Origin of the sequence: Gilliamella sp. M0364 (genome assembly GCF_016100565.1) — a bacterium.
Classification (GTDB): domain Bacteria; phylum Pseudomonadota; class Gammaproteobacteria; order Enterobacterales; family Orbaceae; genus Gilliamella; species Gilliamella apis.
In genome coordinates, this window is the sequence record NZ_JACFSF010000001.1 from 566235 (window position 1) to 586248 (window position 20014).

General features: G+C 33.2%; 23 protein-coding genes. 10 read left to right on the forward strand and 13 right to left on the reverse strand.

Going from position 1 to position 20014, the window contains the following annotated elements:
- Positions 1 to 344: 344 nt before the first annotated feature.
- Positions 345 to 965 carry a lipoyl(octanoyl) transferase LipB gene (lipB, locus tag H3U96_RS02560; RefSeq protein ID WP_198195473.1) on the forward strand — a complete coding sequence of 207 codons (621 nt, stop codon included), beginning with the start codon at positions 345 to 347 and terminating at the stop codon, positions 963 to 965.
- A 10-nt stretch (positions 966 to 975) separates the two neighbouring features.
- Positions 976 to 1935, forward strand: a complete 960-nt coding sequence (lipA, locus tag H3U96_RS02565; RefSeq protein ID WP_065579248.1) for a lipoyl synthase — start codon at positions 976 to 978, stop codon at positions 1933 to 1935.
- A 25-nt stretch (positions 1936 to 1960) separates the two neighbouring features.
- On the opposite strand, the gene H3U96_RS02570 is transcribed toward lipA, so the two are convergent.
- Positions 1961 to 3733, reverse strand: a complete 1773-nt coding sequence (locus H3U96_RS02570; protein WP_198195475.1) for a DUF3413 domain-containing protein — start codon at positions 3731 to 3733, stop codon at positions 1961 to 1963.
- Between the two features lie 190 nt (positions 3734 to 3923).
- On the opposite strand from H3U96_RS02570, the gene H3U96_RS02575 reads away from it, so the two are divergent.
- The 3 genes from H3U96_RS02575 to H3U96_RS02585 all read left to right on the forward strand — a co-directional run bounded on the left by H3U96_RS02575 (position 3924) and on the right by H3U96_RS02585 (position 6934).
- The gene (locus tag H3U96_RS02575) at positions 3924 to 5699 is read left to right on the forward strand and encodes a Lon protease family protein (protein WP_198195477.1); all 1776 of its coding nucleotides are present in this window, start codon (positions 3924 to 3926) and stop codon (positions 5697 to 5699) included.
- Between the two features lie 137 nt (positions 5700 to 5836).
- Positions 5837 to 6358 carry a bifunctional 3-hydroxydecanoyl-ACP dehydratase/trans-2-decenoyl-ACP isomerase gene (fabA, locus tag H3U96_RS02580; RefSeq protein ID WP_065579250.1) on the forward strand — a complete coding sequence of 174 codons (522 nt, stop codon included), beginning with the start codon at positions 5837 to 5839 and terminating at the stop codon, positions 6356 to 6358.
- A 93-nt stretch (positions 6359 to 6451) separates the two neighbouring features.
- Complete coding sequence (locus H3U96_RS02585; RefSeq protein WP_086361106.1) at positions 6452 to 6934, forward strand: thermonuclease family protein; 483 nt, start codon at positions 6452 to 6454, stop codon at positions 6932 to 6934.
- A 427-nt stretch (positions 6935 to 7361) separates the two neighbouring features.
- Here H3U96_RS02585 and H3U96_RS02590 read toward each other — a convergent pair whose 3' ends face one another.
- The 3 genes from H3U96_RS02590 to H3U96_RS02600 form a co-directional block, all read right to left on the reverse strand.
- Positions 7362 to 7571, reverse strand: coding sequence for a cold shock domain-containing protein (locus tag H3U96_RS02590; protein WP_065579252.1), 210 nt, complete (start codon positions 7569 to 7571; stop codon positions 7362 to 7364).
- A 291-nt stretch (positions 7572 to 7862) separates the two neighbouring features.
- The gene (gene proC / locus H3U96_RS02595; protein ID WP_086357161.1) at positions 7863 to 8672 is read right to left on the reverse strand and encodes a pyrroline-5-carboxylate reductase; all 810 of its coding nucleotides are present in this window, start codon (positions 8670 to 8672) and stop codon (positions 7863 to 7865) included.
- Positions 8673 to 8781: 109 nt separating this feature from the next.
- Entirely contained in the window at positions 8782 to 9729 is a 948-nt protein-coding gene (locus H3U96_RS02600) for a type IV pilus twitching motility protein PilT (RefSeq protein ID WP_198191729.1), read from the reverse strand.
- Between the two features lie 36 nt (positions 9730 to 9765).
- Here H3U96_RS02600 and H3U96_RS02605 point away from each other — a divergent pair, with 36 nt between their 5' ends.
- Together H3U96_RS02605 and H3U96_RS02610 are read left to right on the forward strand one after the other, a co-directional pair.
- Positions 9766 to 10467: a YggS family pyridoxal phosphate-dependent enzyme gene (locus H3U96_RS02605; protein ID WP_065613303.1), complete on the forward strand. Its 702-nt coding sequence runs from the start codon at positions 9766 to 9768 to the stop codon at positions 10465 to 10467.
- A gap of 36 nt (positions 10468 to 10503) precedes the next feature.
- A complete protein-coding gene (locus H3U96_RS02610; RefSeq protein WP_065613304.1) occupies positions 10504 to 11061 on the forward strand; it encodes a YggT family protein in 558 nt (185 codons plus the stop codon).
- 27 nt (positions 11062 to 11088) lie between these two features.
- Here H3U96_RS02610 and H3U96_RS02615 read toward each other — a convergent pair whose 3' ends face one another.
- The 4 genes from H3U96_RS02615 to corA form a co-directional block, all read right to left on the reverse strand.
- Positions 11089 to 11511 (reverse strand): YcgN family cysteine cluster protein, encoded by a 423-nt coding sequence (locus H3U96_RS02615; protein ID WP_086354248.1) that lies wholly within the window; start codon positions 11509 to 11511, stop codon positions 11089 to 11091.
- Complete coding sequence (locus tag H3U96_RS02620; RefSeq protein ID WP_081298923.1) at positions 11508 to 11756, reverse strand: YcgL domain-containing protein; 249 nt, start codon at positions 11754 to 11756, stop codon at positions 11508 to 11510. Before H3U96_RS02620 ends, H3U96_RS02615 begins: the two co-directional genes overlap by 4 nt.
- A 21-nt stretch (positions 11757 to 11777) precedes the next feature.
- On the reverse strand, positions 11778 to 12737 hold the full coding sequence (locus H3U96_RS02625; protein WP_198195479.1) for a glucokinase: 960 nt from the start codon (positions 12735 to 12737) through the stop codon (positions 11778 to 11780).
- 199 nt (positions 12738 to 12936) lie between these two features.
- Complete coding sequence (gene corA, locus H3U96_RS02630) at positions 12937 to 13878, reverse strand: magnesium/cobalt transporter CorA (RefSeq protein WP_065613307.1); 942 nt, start codon at positions 13876 to 13878, stop codon at positions 12937 to 12939.
- A 216-nt stretch (positions 13879 to 14094) separates the two neighbouring features.
- On the opposite strand from corA, the gene H3U96_RS02635 reads away from it, so the two are divergent.
- Positions 14095 to 14610 carry a single-stranded DNA-binding protein gene (locus H3U96_RS02635; protein ID WP_065579262.1) on the forward strand — a complete coding sequence of 172 codons (516 nt, stop codon included), beginning with the start codon at positions 14095 to 14097 and terminating at the stop codon, positions 14608 to 14610.
- 101 nt (positions 14611 to 14711) lie between these two features.
- On the opposite strand, the gene H3U96_RS02640 is transcribed toward H3U96_RS02635, so the two are convergent.
- Positions 14712 to 15446 carry an AraC family transcriptional regulator gene (locus tag H3U96_RS02640; RefSeq protein ID WP_086360442.1) on the reverse strand — a complete coding sequence of 245 codons (735 nt, stop codon included), beginning with the start codon at positions 15444 to 15446 and terminating at the stop codon, positions 14712 to 14714.
- Positions 15447 to 15621: 175 nt separating this feature from the next.
- Between H3U96_RS02640 and H3U96_RS02650 the strand changes: the two genes are divergently transcribed.
- Entirely contained in the window at positions 15622 to 16518 is an 897-nt protein-coding gene (locus tag H3U96_RS02650; RefSeq protein WP_086360441.1) for a DMT family transporter, read from the forward strand.
- Between the two features lie 111 nt (positions 16519 to 16629).
- Positions 16630 to 17292 (forward strand): MarC family NAAT transporter, encoded by a 663-nt coding sequence (locus H3U96_RS02655; protein ID WP_065579264.1) that lies wholly within the window; start codon positions 16630 to 16632, stop codon positions 17290 to 17292.
- A gap of 43 nt (positions 17293 to 17335) precedes the next feature.
- Here H3U96_RS02655 and H3U96_RS02660 read toward each other — a convergent pair whose 3' ends face one another.
- From H3U96_RS02660 to lpxK, 4 genes are read right to left on the reverse strand one after another with little or no spacing between them, the layout of a single operon-like run.
- On the reverse strand, positions 17336 to 18028 hold the full coding sequence (locus H3U96_RS02660; protein WP_065613315.1) for a DUF2461 domain-containing protein: 693 nt from the start codon (positions 18026 to 18028) through the stop codon (positions 17336 to 17338).
- Between the two features lie 9 nt (positions 18029 to 18037).
- Complete coding sequence (gene kdsB / locus H3U96_RS02665; protein ID WP_086360440.1) at positions 18038 to 18796, reverse strand: 3-deoxy-manno-octulosonate cytidylyltransferase; 759 nt, start codon at positions 18794 to 18796, stop codon at positions 18038 to 18040.
- A gap of 21 nt (positions 18797 to 18817) precedes the next feature.
- Positions 18818 to 19003 (reverse strand): Trm112 family protein, encoded by a 186-nt coding sequence (locus tag H3U96_RS02670; RefSeq protein ID WP_086360439.1) that lies wholly within the window; start codon positions 19001 to 19003, stop codon positions 18818 to 18820.
- The gene (lpxK, locus tag H3U96_RS02675; protein WP_086360444.1) at positions 19000 to 20013 is read right to left on the reverse strand and encodes a tetraacyldisaccharide 4'-kinase; all 1014 of its coding nucleotides are present in this window, start codon (positions 20011 to 20013) and stop codon (positions 19000 to 19002) included. The genes H3U96_RS02670 and lpxK overlap by 4 nt, the downstream gene beginning before the upstream one ends.
- Position 20014 lies beyond the last annotated feature (1 nt).

Consider the following 20014-nt stretch of genomic DNA (forward strand, 5'->3'; position numbering starts at 1 on the left):
TTTTTGCTATCCTTAGCTATAACAGACGCCATAACTAAAATTACAAGCTCCAACTTTCGCATTACGGATGCTTTAATTATATAAGTCTGCCATTTTCCATTAAAAAGTAAAGCAAACCACCGTCTAGAAAAGAATGTTAATTCCTATTAAAACAATCAACTATTTCAATTATTAATTTGATAAAAATGATAATTATTTGATAAAAATCAAATTTAATTTGTGGGTATAGTAAGAATCTCTTGTTAAGAGTTATACATTGAATATATGATGGTTGTCAAGTTATAGTAAAATCTGCTATATAGTTGTTAATTTATTGATAAATGAAGACTGAATAAACGCAAACTATGCCAAATAACAACGTGATAATTAAACAGTTGGGAACGATGCCCTATTTGTCAACTTATCAAGCTATGCACAATTTTACTAATCAGCGTAATGCGCAAACTATTGACGAAATCTGGCTTGTTGAACATTTACCGGTTTTTACTCAAGGTAAAGTAGGTAAACCTGAACATTTACTAACCGCTACTGACATTCCAGTGGTACAAACTGATCGTGGCGGTCAAATTACCTATCATGGCCCCGGACAGCAAATTATGTATATCTTACTTGATTTAAAAAGGCGTAAAATAGGTATTCGTGATGTCGTCAATTATCTAGAAAATAGTGTTGTTCAAACATTAAAACACTTTGGTATTACCGCCTATTCAAAATCAGATGCGCCTGGTGTCTATATCAATCAACAAAAAATCTGCTCACTAGGATTGCATATTAAACATGGATGCACTTTACATGGTTTAGCGTTGAATATTGATATGGATTTAACACCGTTTAATTATATTAATCCGTGTGGTTATGCAGGTTTAAAAATGACTCATATGAAGCATCATATTGCACAAATTGATCGTCAAGAGATTAACCGGTTATTAACTGATAATTTTATTAATCAGTTACCAAACAACTAAGATATTAAATATGCAAAATACTGAAAATCAAATCCGTAGTTCCAAATATCGTGACGCTGATAAAACGCGTCTCATCCCAACCATTACGGTTGAGGAAGTCGCTCCATTAAAAAAACCTGATTGGATGAGAATTAAATTATCTGCACATAACGATAATATTGCCCATATTAAAAACACTATGCGTAAGCATGGATTACATTCAGTGTGTGAAGAAGCATCGTGCCCTAACTTGGCGGAGTGTTTTAATCACGGTACAGCAACTTTTATGATATTAGGCGATATTTGTACTCGCCGTTGTCCTTTCTGTGATGTTGCTCATGGGCGTCCATTACCACCTGACCGTGAAGAACCAAATAAACTTGCATTAACGATTCAAGAGATGAAATTACGTTATGTAGTTATAACATCTGTTGACCGAGACGATTTAAAAGATGGAGGGGCTAGCCATTTTGCATCTTGTACTCAAGAAATTCGAGCATTAAGTCCGAATATTAAAGTCGAAACATTAACACCTGATTTCAGAGGGTGTATTGATGAAGCGGTAGAGGTTTTAAGCGAAAATCCACCAGATGTGTTTAACCATAATTTGGAGAACATTCCTCGTTTATACAAAAAAATTCGTCCTGGAGCTAATTATGAAGGATCGCTAAAATTACTTGCTTCTTTTAAAGAAAGACATCCAGATATTCCAACAAAATCAGGTTTAATGGTTGGATTAGGTGAAACAAATGAAGAACTCATTCAAGTACTAAAAGATTTACGCAGTAATGGCGTGACTATGTTAACTTTAGGTCAGTATCTACAACCGAGTAAATATCATTTACCAGTGGAGCGTTATGTTTCACCTCAAGAATTTGAAGAATTAAAACAGACTGCTTTAGCAATGGGATTCACCCATGCTGCTTGTGGTCCGTTTGTCCGTTCTTCTTATCATGCCGATTTGCAAGCAATGGGAAAAGAGGTGAAATAAATATCACCTCTTACAAATTTAGCAATTAATTATCAACAACAATAAAGCGACGATTTTCGGTAACAATTTGTAAGAAGATTGGTAAGCTAATTTTTTCGCCTTTCAATTGTTTACCGTTTAAATCATAAATTTTAGACCGCCCAAATGCATCAATAACCACAGTATTATGATCATAAAGCGCAGCAATTTGATTTTCACTACCAGCTAAAATCCATTCCCGATTAGACTGATTAAATAAATTTCGACCCTGACTGTACTGCTGCGCTGGGGTGGTAACATTAAATGCATCTTGCATTAATGTTCTTAAGATATCTGTTTGTGAGGTAATAGTACTAATTTGTTTTATTTCCCTACCTGGCCATGAAATAATCAATGGCACTTTCAATGCCTCACGATTAAAGCTATTTTCAGTATTATGCGATACTAATTTTTTGGCTTCATCTATTTTTAGATCATTTGAACCAGTAATAATTATTATTGTGTCCTCATATGCATTGGATAATTTTAAATAAGCAATCAAAGATTCTAAATATTGATCGAGTTTTTTAGCTTCTGATTCTAATTCCATTACTGGTATTTTTTTATTTTTAGTAACAAGAGAATATTGTATGACTGAAAATAAAGGCGCATGATTCTCAAGTTTGTTTTGTTCGTCATGCCAAGCCATCCAATAATCAGTAGTAAGCTTATTGTTTTGTTTTTTACCATCAGGGATTGAGAAGTTAGACAATAACGCATAACGGTAAAGAGGCTCAGAAAAGCCGTCAGCAGAGAATAAACCGAGGTTATAATGCTGTTTGGTTACTGTATCGAATAAAACCGATGTCTTATGACCAGCAAGGATACTATTATAGTAATTAGGATCTAAACCATAAAATAGTGAGAAATTATTTAAATAAGCCTGACTACTGGCAGCATAATGATTAATAAAATTAATATTCTGATTAGCAAATTCCTTAAGCCAAGGCATATTGTTCGCTAATAATTGATTATTCCAACCATCAATATTGATTATTAAAACATTCTGCTTATTTTGCTTTTCATCAAAACTAATTCGATCCAATGGATACTCAATAGCAATTGCAAATGGATTACCTTCCTGAATAGTTCTATTTCGGTAATCATTTTCTGCAATAAATCCATAACGCTCCAAAAGATGACGGGCAGTTAATGGATAAGAGAGTGGTAAACTTGAACGTTGCATAGTTATTGGGCGATAGAAATTAGCATCAGCCCAAATATGAATTAAATGTGATGAAACAAAACAAAGAATAAAACCGATAACAACTGGTCTAGCATAACGTTTCCGTTTACTTAAGCTACGTAACTTTTTCCAACTCCAAATGGCAAATAATATCTCAATTAAAAGAATAAAAGGAATAAGAATAAAAGCACTATTTAAAAAAGAGGTTTTGTCCGAAGTAAATAATTGCCATATAGATAGATTAAGGTGCATTCTAAAATGAGAAAACACTTCAATATCAATCAGAAGTAAACTAATTCCTATTGTAGCGACGACTGTAGCAATGATTCGTTGCCAACGGGAAGAGTGAATAAAAAAGCTTAATGGAAACAGTAAAATTAAATAGGCTATAAAGGTGAGAAAACTAAAATGTCCTATAGCACTAATGATTGCATAAAAACGACCCATAAAAGTTCGAGGCCAGTCAGCAATTAACAAATATTGACTACCAAGGACAATAACAACAAAAATATTAAATAGGGTAAACCAATGCCCCCAACTGACTATCTGCGAGGTTTGGTCGTCTTTGATATGATTATTTTTGAGTTTGAGCATATTTAATTGTTGTTAGTGGTAGTAATCAAGAAAAACTAAACTAAATTTACCCCACAGTTTAACTGATTTTTAAAAATCTTTCTGTAATTTTTTTATTTGTTAGCACAAAGGGATTGGTTATTTGTTGGCGTTATAATCGATACTTGTTATAATTTAATTTAATAATATAGCTAATAGAAAAGACAATACTTTGGCAATCAAACAACTCAACTCTCAAGAAGTCCAACCTGATATAAATTACATTTTAAATAATAACGATATTAAAACCGATTTATTCAGTGAAGGATTAACAAATGTACTATCATGGCAACCTCGCGTTGCTGCTGCCGTGTCACTATTATGTAAAAATAATAATGCACATTATCGTTCGCGTTTTATGTTACTAAAAGCCTCTGAAAACGAACTTTTTTTCGATCTCCTTAAACAATCCGTAAAACCAAGTTTAACTACTACAACTCTAGGTTATAGTTATTATTTTAGTGAAAATAAAATCACACTAACGCAAGCGAAAAGTAAACAAGATAATTTTGCAGTTCAAGATGATTGTTTAACGGCAACAGTAGTTGATATTGAAAAACTTTTTGGTTGTGTTCGCCAACCAGAAAACAGTCCAGTTAAATTACAAGCGGGATTAGTTCACCAAGCTAATGGTGGCGTTTTAATTTTAGGCTTACGTTCTCTGCTTGCTCAACCACATGTTTGGTCTAAATTAAAACAAATGGTTATGTCGCAAACCTTTGAATGGTTTTCAGCAGATGATTCGCACCCATTACCATTATCGATTCCAGCCATGCCGTTAGATCTACGCATCATCTTAGTTGGTGATAGATTATCTTTAGCTGAATTACAGGAATTTGAACCTGAATTTTATTCATCTTCTATTTATGCTGAATTTGAAAGTGAATTAAAAGTAACTGAACCTCGGCAAATCAATGATTGGATGAATTACTTACAATTTATTAGTCGCCAACTAGCATTACCAAAAATTGAAAAAACAGCTTTTGCTAAAATTTACAAGCATGCAACAAGATATACCGGTGATCAATATTATCTACCGCTCAGCATTGAGTGGATTCAATCATTATTACTAAATTCATCTTATTTTGTGCAAAATGAGAATATTGATACATTAGCAGTCAGCAAAGCTTTAGAACAGCAAACATGGCGAGAAAATTATTTAACCGAACGATTCCATGATGAATTCTTTACCAATCAAATCATGATTGATACTAAATCGCAAGTAGTTGGCCAGATTAATGGCTTATCGGTTATTGAGTACCCGGGCTATCCTAAAGCCATCGGCGAACCAACACGTTTAAGCTGTTTAGTTCATTTTGGTGACGGTGAATTGATTGATATCGAACGTAAAACCGATCTTGCAGGTAATATTCATTCGAAAGGAATGATGATTATGCAAGCATTTGTTATGTCGGAGTTTGCCATTAATCATCAACTGCCATTTTCTACATCTTTGGTGTTTGAACAATCATATAGTGAGATTGATGGCGATAGCGCCTCTCTTGCCGGTCTTTGCGCCCTTATTAGTGCACTGTCCAATCAACCTATCGATCAGCAATTAGCGGTCACAGGGTCGGTTGACCAATTTGGTCATGTTCAATCAATTGGTGGCGTAAATGAAAAAATCGAAGGTTTTTTTGCTGTTTGTCAGCATCAAGGTTTAACTGGTCAACAGGGTGTAATTATTCCTGCTAGTAATCAACGTCATTTGAGTTTAAGTGATGAGGTTATTGAGGCTATTAACAATGATAAATTTTCAATTTGGGCTGTCGAACATGTCGCTGAGGCACTCTATTTATTAACCGGTATTCCTTTTAAGGATGAAAACCAAATTAGTCTTTATAAATTGATTCATGCGCGCATGCAATCAATGTTAGTTCAAGATAGAAAACACGATGGTTGGCTCAGTCGCTGGAAAAAAATTGCAAAAAGTAACAATACACAATAAACTGAAACCCAAATTCCATTGATGGAATCAATCAAATATTAATATAAAATTTTACAGATTATAATAATTATTTGTTTTATATTTAATAATTATTTTATATGCAATCATGTAATGACAACAAAATAAAAGGTTTTTTTATGACATTTGAACGTAAATCTTCGTATGATAAAGCAGATTTGATTAAATCAGGCAATAGTGAATTATTTGGTCATGATGGACCTCCATTACCTTCTGATTTAATGCTAATGATGGATCGTGTTATCGAAATGAACGAAGACGGTGGTAGTTTTGGTAAAGGCTATGTTGAAGCTGAATTAGATATTAATCCTGATTTATGGTTTTTTAAATGTCATTTCAAAAATGATCCAGTAATGCCTGGTTGTCTTGGGCTTGATGCATTATGGCAATTAGTCGGATTTTATTTAGGCTGGATTGGTGGTAAAGGTAAAGGTCGGGCACTTGGTGTTGGTGAATTAAAATTAAAAGGCCAAATATTACCTCATAATAAAAAAGTTACTTATAAAATTAATTTTAAACGCGTTATTAACCGTAAATTAATTATGGGTATCGGTGATGGTGAAGTTTATGTTGATGGTAAATTAATTTACGAAGCAACTGATCTTAAAGTAGGTTTATTTAAAGATACTTCTGAATTTTAATTCCTGAAAATATAACTCCTTGTTTAGTGTCAGTGATTAACTGAATATTGGCAGGGAGTATTTTTTTATTTGCTATTCTAAAGCTGGCCTATAATGTACTTTTTTCGAAAATTTTTACTCTCACTTGTATTATCCTTAATTGTAATTAGTCAAGTTCAAGCTGATTTTACTGGTAAAGTGGTTAAAGTTATTGATGGTGATACCGTAGATATACTCACGCAAAAAAAACAAAAAATTCGCGTTCGTTTGCTTGATATTGATGCACCAGAAAGCCGACAAGCATATGGTAATGCGTCAAGAAAATACTTAGCTTCATTAATTGCCGGAAAAAATGTTTTTGTTCAAGAAAGCAATAAAGATATCTATCAGCGTACACTAGGAACCATATACCTAGCAAAAATCAATATTAATGCAAAAATGGTAGCAAATGGTTTTGCATGGGCTTATCGCTATAAAGGCGTCGTAAAAAATAACAATATGTTGAAACTTGAGTCAAAAGCTAAACAAAATAAAAAAGGACTATGGAAAGATAAACATCCTATAGCGCCGTGGGAATTTCGTTATCGTAATAAATGATTTTAAATTTTTTATTTTTTACTAGATAACATAGCTTCAAATGGTTGTAATGTTTCTTTTGTTTGTTTATAACCTTCCCCCTGTTTTTCAGCTGGAATCGCCGAAATCAGTTATTTGGATAATTCTAAATTTTGCTTAATCAAAGCCGTTTGTCGTTAATTAAGTTCATCATCAGATACTATCCACTTTATCAAAATAAGTTTTACAATTTTCAATTAATTCAGCCATACAGACCGAAGATAAACCAAATGAAGTTAAAAATAGGACTTATTTTTTTGAATCTTTATTTCTAAATTACTAATTTTATGAAATTAAAATTTTATTGATGTTATCGGGATAATATAAGAATGAAGAATGGAATAAGGTAAGTTCTATAATAGAAGAGAATCTTACCAGTAAAAAATTACTGGCAAGATTAAACAATCAGTTAGATGATTGTAACATCAGCAGCAGCTGGACCACGAGCACTATCTTGGATAGAAAATTCTACTTGTTGACCTTCGCCTAGAGTTTTAAAACCATCACCAGAAATCGCAGAGAAGTGAACAAACACATCTTTACTTCCGTCTGAAGGAGAAATAAAACCAAAACCTTTACTTTCATTGAACCATTTAACTTGACCAGTTTTTTTAGACATAATAATCTTCCTATAAATAAATTAATCTCTACCATAAAAGGCAATACTTGAAAACATAAAACCTAGACTACTTATTAACAAAGAGAAGACAAGACTGAAGAAAACTAATACAAATGTGATTAAAGTAAACTACAAACTGCATAAATCTAAATGTTACAAAATAAATCTGCATGTAATATGCTGGCGACTATTAACTCATAAAAAGATGAACAATACAAGCAAAGTTTTTTTTAATTTGTAAATTTTCCTAACATCATTAGTAACCAATTGTTATTAATCATGTTAATTTTTTTATTTTTCTGCTAATTCTTTAGATTTTTTAATAGCTGCATCTACAGCCTCAATTATGGCAGCCCTAAATCCATTTGCCTCTAACATTTGTACACCTTCAATTGTCGTACCAGCGGGTGAACAAACCATATCTTTTAACTCGCCAGGATGCTTACCTGTTTCAAGTAGTAATTTTGCCGAGCCCAATACTGCCTGTGCGGCAAATTTATACGCTTGTTTTCTAGATAAACCACCTTTAACTGCTCCATCAGCAAGCGCTTCAATAAACATAAACACAAAAGCGGGAGAGGAACCACTTGCTCCTACTACGGCATCAATTAAATATTCAGGTACGACTTCTGTTTCACCGATACAATTTAATAATTTCTGCATAATAGCTAATTCTTCATCAGTAACTTCTGTATTAGGTGTTATTGAACACATAGCGGCATTGACTAATGCTGGAGTATTTGGCATCACCCTCACTATTTTTTGCTCATAACCTACGCATTTAGCAATAGTTTTAATTGTTACACCAGCGGCAATGGAAATAACAATAGTATTCTTTTTTAATTCTTTTTGAATATCACTTAATACATCAGCAATAATGTTAGGTTTAACGGCAACAAAAACAATATCAGATTCTCGTGCCACATCCCTTGCCGAAGCCAAATTATTAATTGAGTAAGACTGATTTAAAGCTTGGCCTTTTTCAAGGTGAGGGTCATAAACATAAATTTGCGAGCCAGGTACAATATTACTTACCAAAATACCTTGTAAAATAGCATTCCCCATGTTACCTATACCGATAAAACCTATGCGCTGTTCCATTTATTTCTACCTTCTATGAGTGAAAAACTATAATGATTATAAAATAAATTTTTAAATAAAACTTAAAAATTTATGTAGAACAGCATCAAGTATATCGTTGTTATTGTAACTAAATAGTTTCATTAGACATTAATTGCATGCCATACTGTTGTCCTGTCTGTATTAACGACAATATTTGTTTTATTTTACCTTCACTAATTAAATTACTCACTGCAGGTGTATTAATAAGCACTTCGAATATCGCTTTGCGAGTATCATTATATAGGATTAGTTTTTGACAGATAATTGCTTGTAAACTACTAGATAATTGAGTTCGTATTAACTCACGTGATCCGTATTCAAATACATCAATTATACGATTAATAGTTTCAATTGCTGAATTAGTATGTAGAGTAGCAAAAACTAAATGCCCAGTTTCAGCAGCAATTAATGCGGCTTGAATCGTGGTTTTATTACGTAATTCACCGAACATAATAATATCTGGGTCTTGTCTTAATAAACTATCAATTGCTTCACCAAAATGTGAGATTTCTCTTTGCTGGATTAGAGACTTTTCATTTTGATAAATAAACTCAATGGGATCTTCTAATGTAATAATATGTTTAGCGGCAATCTGATTAATATATTGAATCAAAGCCGCTAATGTTGTTGATTTCCCACTACCAGTTGCACCAGTAACTAAAATAATTCCTGATTCTACATTTACCAGTTTTTTCAATATTTCCGGTGCCTCAATTTCACATAAAGTTGGGATTTGTTGGTTAATAATTCTAAATACAGCCGAAATTCCACGTTGTTGATAGAAAATATTTACCCTAAATCTTCCCACATTCTCAAGATAATAAGCAAAATCAATCTGTTGATGTTGTTGTAAAGTTACTTTTTGATCATCATCGAGTAAATGTAATAACTCAATTTTTAGCTTAACTGGTGATAATTTATCACTTGAGATAAATTTCAATTTTCCATTAATGCGAATGCACGGTACTTCACCACTAGAAAGATGCAAATCAGAGGCTTTTTGCGTTACACTAAAGGCCAACATTGAATTTAACATTATTTTTAACTAACCACTCTTTAATTGGGAATTCAAATGAACACAGTACATGACAATTTAATAACAATTAAAAACAAAATTAACAAAATTGCTCTAGATTGCGGCCGAGATCCCAAATCAATCGAACTTATTGCAGTTAGTAAAACCAAACCTGTAGAATTAATATCACAAGCGATAAATGCTGGTCAATTATCATTTGGGGAAAATTATGTTCAAGAAGGTGTTGAGAAGATTGCACACTTTAAACAAAGTATGCCTGATTCCCCTATTGTTTGGCATTTTATCGGTCCATTACAATCGAACAAGACTAAATTAGTAGCTGAAAATTTTGATTGGATGCATACCATTGATCGTTTCAAAATTGCCCAACGTCTTGATTCACAGCGCCCGACAGAAATGGATAAATTAAATGTTCTTATTCAGGTAAATATCAGCAATGAACAGACCAAATCTGGCGTTGCAATAGATGAAGTAGCTGATTTGATAAAACAGATTATTACATTACCGAATTTAAGACTACGCGGTTTAATGGCTATCCCTGAGATTGAAAATGATTTTGCTAAACAATTTGCTGTTTTTAAACAGATGAATCAGCTTTTGGAATCTTTAAAAACTGATTATCCATTTTTAGATACATTATCTATGGGGATGTCTGGTGATATGCAAGCTGCTATTGAGGCAGGAAGTACAATGGTTCGTATTGGTAGCGCAATTTTTGGCGCCAGACAATATGTATGATATATTGCCGAGTAAGTTATATTTTAGGAGTAATCAATGATATCGTTAATCTTCTTAGGAAGAGCTATTTTAATTCTTTGCTTATACGTCGTTATTCTACGGTTATGGATGCAACAGGCAAGAGTCAATTTTTATAATCCATTTACCCAGTTTATTGTGCGTATTACCCAACCGGTAATTGGTCCGTTACGAAGATTAATTCCATCTATCGGGCGTATTGATACAGCAACTTGGCTCGTTTTTTATCTGATTGCATTACTTAAAGTTATGTTTATCTACCGGTTTGAAGGCATTGATGCACCTATTTGGAGCCCTTATTATCTTTTATTTGCTTTAGCTGCCATGGTACATGCTTTTGGACATTTATTATTTTGGTTATTATTCTTTAGGGCTATCTTAAGTTGGGTTAGTCGAGGCCAATCAGTCGCAGATGAATTGCTTGCTCAGCTAACCGAACCTTTAATTGCACCAATTCGCCGAATTATCCCACCAATTGGCATGATTGATCTTTCATTTATGGTAGTTGTTTTTATATTGATGTTTTTGAATTTATTGGCAATCGATCTTCTCGGTAATTTGTGGCTGGCATTCTAAAAATTAAAAGAGAGCCTATGCTCTCTTTTAAATAATATGATCTTCCCAGAAAATAACATCCTTTTCATAAACAATTCTATTTTTAACCGATATTTTTAACTTATGCATTAATTTTTTATTACCGACAATCAGCGGATGCCATTCTGGTAATACTCCTGTTTCGGAAAAATAACGATAAGCACAAGTTTTTGGTAACCATTCGATAGTCAGTAAATTTTCCCGTGTTAATTTTATGCAATCAGGTTCATAATCAAAACGGGTATGATAATGCTTACATTGACAAGTATTTGAATCAAGCAAATTACAGGCAACATTCGTATATAGGATTTCGTCAGTTTCTTCGTCCATTAATTTATTTAGACAGCACTGACCACAACCATCACAAAGTTGTTCCCATTCATCATCACTCATCTGATCTAAGGTTTTATGTTCCCAAAAAGGTTCAATCATACTTTAAAATCATCTTCATTTAACATTTGTAAAAAAAATCCATCCTCTTTGATCTTTTCTTCAATTTCATTTGCTGTTCCAACAACAAATCGCCTTTTACCATCAAGCAATACTTTCATAACAAAGACTGGCGCACCAAAAATTGACATTATCTTTTCCGGTATATGTGAAAAATCATTTTCACATTCCATATATAAATAACAGTTTTCTTTTTTGCTACTTCTATAGATATAACACCACATCATAAATTACATCTTACCTCTCAATTATTTCAGGCTATTTTGTAAATAAACTCCAGCACCAAATAATCCTGGATCTTTATGCGTTATGACATAAACAGGAATTTTTTTAACTAAAAAAGACATACGACCTTTGTGCTCAAATGCTTCTCTAAATGGTGATGACTTAAAAAATTCGATGAATCGAGGAACAATACCGCCCGCAATATACACACCGCCTTGGGTATTAAGTGTTAAAGCCAAATTGCCCCCAAATCGTCCCATAAAAGTACAGAAATAATTTAAAGTAGCTAAGCAAATCGGACAACTATTCGACAATGCTTTATTAACGATTATATCTGGCGTGATATCTTCAATCGGTTGATTATTGATTTGTAATAATGCTTGATAGATATTAACAATACCATTACCAGATAGAAATCTTTCTGAAGATACCCGACCAAATTTGTTACGTAACTGTTGTAAAATTCGATCTTCTTCTTCATTAATCATTGGTAATTCAGTATGTCCACCTTCACCAGATAAACTAAGCCAATGTTCGTTTAATTTAATTAAATGTGAAACGCCTAAGCCCGTTCCTGCACCATAAATTGCTATTGGATAATTAAGATTAGCTTCCCCACCACCAACTTTTACCACATCATCTGATGATAATCGAGGGATGGAATACGATACTGCAGTGAAATCATTGATAACTTCAAGCTTAGTTAAATTCAATTCTCTAATCAATTCAGAACGAGAAAATGACAAATTATTATTCGTCATTTCAATTAAATCACCTTCATTAATTGGACATGCTATAGCAATACAAGCCATCTCAATAGTTACAGATTGTGATGTTAAATAAGTCTTAATCAAATTAAGCAATACATCATCTTTTGAAATGAGGATTTTAGTTATCGCTGATAATTCATTACTATCTAAATTATAAATTGCAAATCGGGCATTGGTTCCACCAATATCAGTAACTAGTGCATATTTACTCATGTTATTCCCTTTTAAAAAATAAAATCTTTCTAGATAAACACTAATTTAATCAATTCAATTAATGCTATAACATAATGAGTAATATTATGGACTATTTAGATTAATTTAACTAGGTTGCTTTAACTGAATTCACTAATGGAATTATTGCCGCTAACAAAACATTAGCGGCTAATATTTGTAATTTGAAGGAAATAACCTACTATAACCACTTTTTAACTTTAAAGTAAATGTAAGGGGCAATGCCTGCTAGTAACATCAATAGTAAGGATAAAGGATAGCCATACTCCCACTTCAATTCAGGCATGTTTTCAAAGTTCATTCCATAAGCCGATGCAACCACTGTTGGTGGTAAGAATACGACCGAAACAACTGAGAAAATTTTAATTATTCGGCTTTGTTCAATATTGATAAAACTGGTAGCCGCTTGCATCAAAAAGTTTACTTTTTGGAACAAAGATTCATTATGTGGTACTAATGATTCAATATCTCGTATTACTTCTCGTGCTTGTTCTAACTGATCTGTAGGCATTTTTGCTCGGCGCACTAAATAATTAACCGCACGTTGACTATCCATCAAACAAAGACGTACTTTCCAAGCAGTATCTTCTAATTCAGCTAAAGATGTAATTGCCTCATCATAGTGTTCCTGAGATGAACGATCCATAATAATTAAGCTTAACTCTTCAAGCTCGCTATAAATATTTTCGATCTGATCAGCTAATTGCTCAACTTTAACTTCAAATAAATCCAATAATACTTCGTATGGATTGCCATCATTCATGCCTTGATAACGTGAACGCATTCGGTATAGACGGAAAGCAGGTAAATCACGCTCACGCAATGTAAATAAGCGACCATTGTGTATCGTAAATGCTACTGTTGAGTTACCGGCTCGGTCTTCCGCATCTTCATAAAAGAAGAATGAGTGAACATGTAGTCCTTCATTATCTTCGAAAAAACGGGCTGATGCCTCAATATCATCAAGTTCAATACTTGTTGCTAGATTTTGACCTAAATTGGTCAAAATGACTTCACGATCGGCTTCTTCTGGTTCAATTAAGTCAATCCAGATCGCATTTTTAATATCGCCTTCATTAATTTTTACTAATTGTTTGTTTTTTAATCCAAACGCATTAATCATAAGGCCTCCAGGAGAAAAAATGTTTAAGATATAATATCTACAAATGGCAGGCATTATACTCGTTATAGTAAAAAATTCCTATGATAAAGCGAATCTTTCTGTATTTTAAAATTTTGGATACTTAATTCCAAATTTAAATTAAATTCGGTGATGTTAATTAAGTCTCATGATACAATAATACATATCAAATATTTATGTAATTGTTAGGAGTGTATAATGGCAAATAGAGGTATTAATAAAGTCATTTTAGTAGGGAATTTAGGTCAAGATCCAGAAGTTCGGTACATGCCAAACGGTAACGCTGTCGCAAATTTTAGTGTTGCTACATCAGAAACTTGGAAAGATAAACAAACTGGTGAAAACCGAGATCGTACCGAATGGCATCGCGTTGTTGTATTTGGTAAATTAGCTGAAATTGCTGGCGAATATGTTAAAAAAGGTACTCAAGTTTATTTAGAAGGACAATTACAAACTCGTAAATGGCAAGACCAAGCGGGTAATGATCGTTATTCTACTGAAGTAGTGATCAATGCTGTAGGTGGAACATTACAAATTTTAGGCTCTCGTTCAGGAGATAGTTTTAATGATGGCTCACAAAACTGGGGACAAAGTGCTAATAATACTTCGTCTGCTCCTAGTACATCACGTCCTTCAACAACAAATGAACCAGCAGCAAGTCAACCAACTATGCCTGAACCACCAATGGATTTCGATGACGATATTCCATTTTAATGGTTATTTATTCAATTCTATATTATATAGGCGTATAAATTACGCCTTTTTTCAATCCATATTCATTCATACTTTTCGCAAATAATGACAACTTATTATGTTTAACTTTTCTTAAAACCTGTGTTAGAACGGTAAAGATCAGGTGTAACTCCTGCGATATTTTTAAACATAGTAATAAAAGCGGATACTGAACTATAACCAACAGAAAATGCGATATCTTGAATCGATTTATCTTGTTTTAAAAGCGAGATACTATACAAAAATCTTAACCGTTGCCGCCACATTCTAAATGACATACCTAATTTTTGTTGGCAACGTCTTGCAAGGGTTCGTTCAGTTGTAAATACTGTTTGAGCCCACTGTTCAAGAGTCTTATTATTAGCTGGATCTAATTCTAACTCTTTTAAAATAGGAGCTAAATATTTATCGTTCGAACTTGGCAAATAGAATGTGAGGTTAGATTCCATTAAGAGCTGATCGATTAACACTTGTCCTAAACGAAGATCCTGTTCATTTTCTGGCTCCAGAATATTTCGCTCAAAGAATGAATCAATAATAGCATGGCTGATTTTATTTAAACCAAACAAACAAGTGTAATCAGGCATAATTTGGCAATTAGTTATATTAATTGTACGAAACCATGTTAATTCTTTGTTGTGACATGCGTGTTCGGTATATGGCGGAATCCATAATGCAAATCCTGACGGAGCCAAATATCTTTGCCCTTGAACTTTCAAGACAAAAATACCTGACTTAACACATATAATTTGCCCCCAATTATGCTGATGAGAAGAATATTCAGTCTCTGCATTAAATGCTTCATCATGAAAAAACATAAATCTTTTAGATTCCTTATCATTTAAATTAGTTTAAAAAATTAAATTCATGGTAATTAAATAATATAAATATTGTCTTATAATAGCTCTTTTTGTCTGATTTTAGTGATATTTATAAATTAAGACAAGTTAAACTACATCGAATAACTTTTACTATTGTTTACATAAGAAATATATGGCTTATTTATATCCATTGATGGCAGTATTTATTTGGGCTGGCAATCAAGTTGTCAATAAATTATCTGTCGGCACAATTGAACCTGAGGTTATCTCTTTCTACCGTTGGCTTTTAGCACTTATTCTATTAACCCTATTTTTTATAAGAGGAATTATTAAGAATTTACCGCAAATCTATCCTCAAGCTCTTAAATTAATGGTGCTTAGTTTATTAGGTATGGCTTTATATCAATGCCTTGCTTATTATGCCGCGGCAACAATTAGTGTGTTAACGATGGGGATCATTATGTCTATTATTCCTTTGTTAACTATCCTATTAAGCATATTCATTTTAAAAACACCACCAACTCAAGGGGTGCTAATTGGCAGTATTTTATCTTTTATTGGATTAATCTGGCTGATTAGTGGTGGTGATCCAACTAGGCTTCTCGAACTTGGGATTGGTCAAGGTGAAATTTTAATGTTAATGGCTGCCCTGTCTTATGCGCTTTATGGGGTATTAACCAAAAAATGGACAATGAAAATCACAAATTGGCACTCAGTCTATGTTCAAATTTTGTTTGGTACATTAATGTTATTACCTGGCTTTTTAATGAGTAACAATTTAACTGTAAATTCTGACAATGTTTGGCTTGTTATTTATGCAGGTGTACCGGCTTCAATTATTGCACCATTTGTTTGGATTATAGCTATAAAAAAATTAGGTGCAAATAAAACCGCCCTTTTCTTAAATTTAACACCGGTTATCACTGCAATAATCTCAATACTATTTTTGCATGAAACACTGTGTAGTTACCATTTAATTGGTGGCGGTATGTCATTTATCGGCATTCTATTAGCACAAAACTTAAAAGCGCCATTGTTTAAAATAAAGGCTTCAGATAAAGATTCATAACTAACCAGTACTGCGCTAATATTTATTTAGTTTTCACCTAACTTAATGTATCTTTTTTATATATTTCATCTATACTTAATTAGAACTTTTATTACAATTTGGATTGAAGTTATGTTGGAACTTATACAAACAGTCGGTTTTGGTTTAATTCTGTTTATTCCATTAACTAATCCGTTAACTACCGTTGTACTGCTATTAGGTCTATCTGGCGATATGACCAATGAGGAACGTAATTACCAGTCAAAAATGACTTGTATTTATGTTTTCATCATCATGATTGTTTCATTTTATTGTGGACAATTGGTCATGAGCACATTCGGTATATCTATCCCTGGTTTACGTATCGCTGGAGGCATGATTGTTGGCATTATCGGTTTTAGAATGCTTTTTCCTCAACAACCCTCGCATAAAACATTAGAAGCAGATGCAAAAAAGAAAGAAGTTTCCAATAATATCGCTTTTGTACCACTTGCAATGCCAAGTACTGCTGGGCCGGGAACCATTGCTATGATAATCAGTATGGCTTCCACTGTAAAAAGTGGTGGATATAATGTATCGACTTGGGTTGTTTATACTTCGTCAATACTTGTACCTTTATTATTATGTATTATTTTATGGTTATGTATGCGTAGTGCTGGTAATATAATGCGCTTTATGGGTAAAAGTGGTATAGAAGCCACATCAAGAATAATGGGCTTTTTACTGGTCTGTGTTGGTACACAATTTATTATAAATGGTGTTAAAGAATTAATATTAAACTTCCCAAATATTTGAGGAAGGCTATTTTTTTATTACAAATTTTTAGCGTATTGATTAACTATAGATTTGGGATATTTTTTATCATTTCTACTCGCATCAAATAATCATATAGAGGTAAAAGCTGTTTAAAACCTTTAGCAAGTTTATTCGGTAAATCACCATTTAGGACATCTTCTATATGATTATTGGTTACCATTACAGCAATATTCTTTCGATTGTACCATGTCGATAATTTTTCATCTTGATCTTTAATTAATGGTCTTTTATACATTTCCCCTACTAATTCAAATGGTTTCTTTACACAATTAACTACCGCCAAAAATTTAGAGGGGTCATTTAATATTTCTTCTCTAAAGATATCCATAGTAGGTTTTGAAGCACAATAATAACCTAAACCATATCTATAGCTATCTGGACCAATTTCAAAAAAATAGGCTGGAGCTTCTTTCCAATCACGATTAGGGCGTTTAAACGTCAACCATAAACGACTACGGTATAATGACTTATCTTTAGAAAATCGCGTATCACGATGAATTCGTGAAATTGTTTTACCTATAGCTGGACGTGTTTCAAACCATTCATCAATTTTAAGCATGGTTGGTGTTAGTTGCTCAACCAATAATCGAAAAGGTTTGATCAAATCATTGTCATAAATTGATCTATTCTCTTCAAACCAAACTCTACTATTGTTAATCCAAGCATCTTGTAAAAAATTTAACCCTTCTTGAGTAAAGCCAGTAAAATTTGCCATATTTTACTCCTAAAATAATGCTCTAACTTTATCTAAATCCTCTTGGGTATCAACCCCTATAGCCGGAGCTTGTTTGGCCACCGCTACATGTATTTTCTCACCATACCAAAGAACTCTTAATTGTTCTAACATTTCTATCTGTTCTAAAGCAGAAGGTGCCCATTGAATATATTGACGAATAAAACCCGCACGATATGCATAAATACCAATGTGACGTAGGTAAAAATCACCAATCGAATCAAGTTTATTTTGTTCATTCAATTTAGCAAAACGATCACGCTCCCACGGAATAGTCGCCCGTGAAAAATAGAGTGCATAACCATCTTTATCCATAACCACTTTTACAGCACCTGGATTAAATGCTTCTTCAACAGAATCAATCGGCACAGCTAAAGTTGCCATTCCTGTCTTGTATTTCACTAAATTATCAGCAACTTGATCAATAATAATCGGTGGAATTAATGGTTCATCACCTTGAACGTTTACAATAACTTCATCGTCAGCCAGTTGAAATGTATTAATGACTTCAGCTAAACGTTCAGTTCCTGAGTTATGCTTATCACTCGTTAAAACGACCTCACCACCATAACTTTGCACTACATCAAAAACTTGTTGGTTATCAGTCGCAATGATGACTCGACTAGCCGATGATTTTTGTGCTTGTTCCATCACTCGAATTATCATCGGTTTGCCATGAATATCAGCAAGTGGTTTTCCTGGTAAACGGCTGGAAGCATATCTAGCAGGAATAATTACTGTAAAACTCATAAAATTACCTCAAAACTTTAATTATTCTTTATCACAATTAGATTGATTTAATGGTTTTGCCTCACTGGCTAATAACACCGGAATACCATCTTTAATCGGGTAAGCCAACTGATCCTTTTGACAATTTAATTGTTGGTGTTGCTTATCATATTCCAATTGTCCATGGCATTTAGGACAAGCAATAGCACTTAATAACAGTTGTTTCATTTTTTTTCTCTTTGTAATTTTCTTTCTACAAATAGTGAGTAAATCTTTTCAATAGCCTGATTGGGTATCGTAGCATCAATTGGTAAATACCACCAATTAGGTAATGCAAATTGTCGACATTTCACTGCATCTTTTTCGGTCATTAAAAGTGTTTGATTACTTGCAGCAACTTTCTCTAATAATGGCAAGCTAAAATTTTGATGATCGGCAAAAGATTCAGTATGTAACAAATCTGCATTCATTTTAATTAACATATCGAAGAATCGCTTTGGATTACTAATACCAGCAATAGCACAAATATGGTGTAATGCCGATAACTGGCTTTTTTCATTAGTCAGTAGATTTACCGCGTAACTAGGGGTTAGTTGCATAGTATAAGTTTTATCTGGATACTGATTTGATATATCGCCTAAACTGTCACCATTTATCATAATTAAGTCTACTGATTTCAACCGATTTGTTCGCTCTCTCATCGGGCCAGCTGGGATCCACCAACCGTTTCCGAATAGTCTCTTACCATCAACGACTACGATCTCAATATCACGAGCTAATGCATAATGCTGTAAACCATCATCAGTTAAAACAACATCTAATTGATATGATTTTAATAATTCTTTAACTGCCTCGACTCGCTTAGGTGCGACCGCAATTGGTACTTGAGTTCGTTGATAAATTAAAATTGGTTCGTCACCAGCCTGCGCAGTGGTAGTATTTTCATCTAAAATTAATGGATAATGGTCGGATTTTCCACCATAACCACGAGAGACTAATCCAACCTTCAGACCTTTAGCCTTTAAAGCTTCAATTAAACTAATTGCCAGAGGTGTTTTACCATTACCTCCTGCTGATAAATTACCAATGACAATAATGGGAATTGGAGATTGCCATGCTTTGAATATACCAAACTTGTATAATTGACGACGAATAAAGCTAATACATCCATACAATAATGAAAATGGCAACAACAACCAAAATGATTTATTTTTACCATACCATAATTTCTCAATCATA